The organism is Actinosynnema sp. (assembly GCF_052038725.1).
Genome location: NZ_JBQGCX010001000.1, coordinates 1 through 1677 on the forward strand (window position 1 = coordinate 1; position 1677 = coordinate 1677).

Here is a 1677-nt window from a genome sequence, read left to right on the forward strand (position 1 = left end):
CAGCCCCGAGGTCGACCAGAAAGTCGCTGAGCGTCGTCATCGCCTCAATGGGCACAGACGTCCGCGTGAGGGAAGAGAGCGGCCCGAGGGGTGTGGAGGCGCCACCGCGGCGGTGGGGTGCCCCTGGGGGCCTCACCGCGCCGGTGACGGGGTTGGTGAGGGGAGAGGAGTCGAGGGAGGGGAGGAGCTGCTTCGCAAGGACGGCGACGGTGCGGACCGTGTCGGCGTCGACGGGGTCCGCGAGGCCGATCCAGACGTGCCGGCCACCAGACGGACCGGACTCGCACACCAGGTGGTCGATGTTTAGCTCGTCCAGCCAAAGCGACAACCGACCCGCGTCGTAGGGCGCGTTCCCCTGGGAGGCGTCGAGATCGAACACGACGAAGTCGTAGCGCTGACGGTCCGCGGAAAGGTACATCGCCCACGGAACAGAGGGGGCCGGCGAGGTCGTGGGGATCTCGCTCGGGTACTCGTTGAGAGCTTCACCGGAGGCAGATTGGACCGCCACGCGGACGCTGTCGCGCGGGCTGAGCGCGCGCGTGAGGATCCACGCGTGAGCCACATCTGGCTCCGACACGCGCAGAGGGTCGGAAAATACACCCCGTAGAGCGGGGGAACGCGCTACTATGGCAACGTCTCCTTCCTGGATCTGGTAGGACACTCGAGAACCGACTACCCATCGGTCCTTTTCTTCCGAAACCCCCGCCCTGGCAGGTGGGGGTTTCGACCGTTACAGGGCCATCCGCTGGCACGGCGGGCCCTGACGTCTATGCGGCTTCTATAGGCAGCTCTCCGTCTTGTCGAGAAGGCTCGGGCCACCAGCTCGGAACCCCGCGGTCGGTGAGGTCGTCCTCGAGGCGATCCATGATGATCTCCAGGAAGGCTGCGCTCGACACACCGGCGTGATGCGCAAGCTGGATGAAGCGGTCTTTTCGGCTGCGTTCGATCTCCCAGCCGATAGCGACCGGGTCGACGCGCGTGCCGCGGGGGCGGCGGTAATCGGTGGCCATGTCCGCAAAAGTACCCCTAGGTCTAGACGCTCCCCGGCGACACGCCGCACGGGAGCTCGATGACCCCCGCGCGTTCACACGGAGGATCGTTTACGGCAGGGGGCAGTCAGCCTGTTTGACGTTGTTGCGCCGGTCTCAGAGCCCGAATGCTCCTCCGCTGATCAGGATGAATACACCGAGCCCGATGAGGACGAGGGGGAACAGGACGTGTTCCCAACGTTCCAAGATCTCGGCGATCGGACGTCGCGTGGCGATGAACTTGGCCACGATGACGAGCACAGCAACGAGCGCGAGGAACACGACGCAGTATGCGACCACCGCCGCGGGTCCGACGTTGAGGAAAACGGGGACGTAGACGCCGATGTTGTCACCGCCGTTAGCGAAGGTGACCCCAGCTACGGCCCAGACAGCAACCTTCTTGCCTTCGATCTTCGCCTCATCGTCGTCATCGTCGTGCCGGCGGCGCCATGCTTGCCAAGCTGCCCATAGTCCTAACGCCAGCGGGATGAGGCCGAAGTATGGAATGACCTCGGGCGGAAGGAAGGCTCCGGCGCCGAGGGAAACGAGTACGGCAGCGCCGAGAATGCCGACGAATCCCAGGTACTGACCCGCCAGGATTCGAGTTGTCGTGCCGCGTTGCCCCGCGCCGCGGGCGAAGAATAGGGAC

Annotated in this window: 3 protein-coding genes; all 3 read right to left on the minus strand. The window is 65.5% G+C overall.

Features of this window, described 5'->3' with window-relative positions; all coding sequences use genetic code 11:
- Positions 1-379: hypothetical protein (locus ACTUAL_RS21195; RefSeq protein WP_440901474.1), on the minus strand; the 379-nt coding region annotated here is incomplete at its 3' end.
- Positions 380-767: 388 nt separating this feature from the next.
- Complete coding sequence (locus ACTUAL_RS21200; RefSeq protein WP_310892266.1) at positions 768-1010, minus strand: hypothetical protein; 243 nt, start codon at positions 1008-1010, stop codon at positions 768-770.
- Between the two features lie 135 nt (positions 1011-1145).
- The coding region (locus ACTUAL_RS21205; protein WP_440901475.1) for a cadmium resistance transporter at positions 1146-1677 on the minus strand (532 nt) is incomplete at its 5' end.

Bases quoted from the DNA above. Each gene is read 5' to 3' on its own strand.
- ACTUAL_RS21200 (WP_310892266.1), bottom strand. From the start codon at position 1,010: ATGGCCACCGATTACCGCCGCCCCCGCGGCACGCGCGTCGACCCGGTC.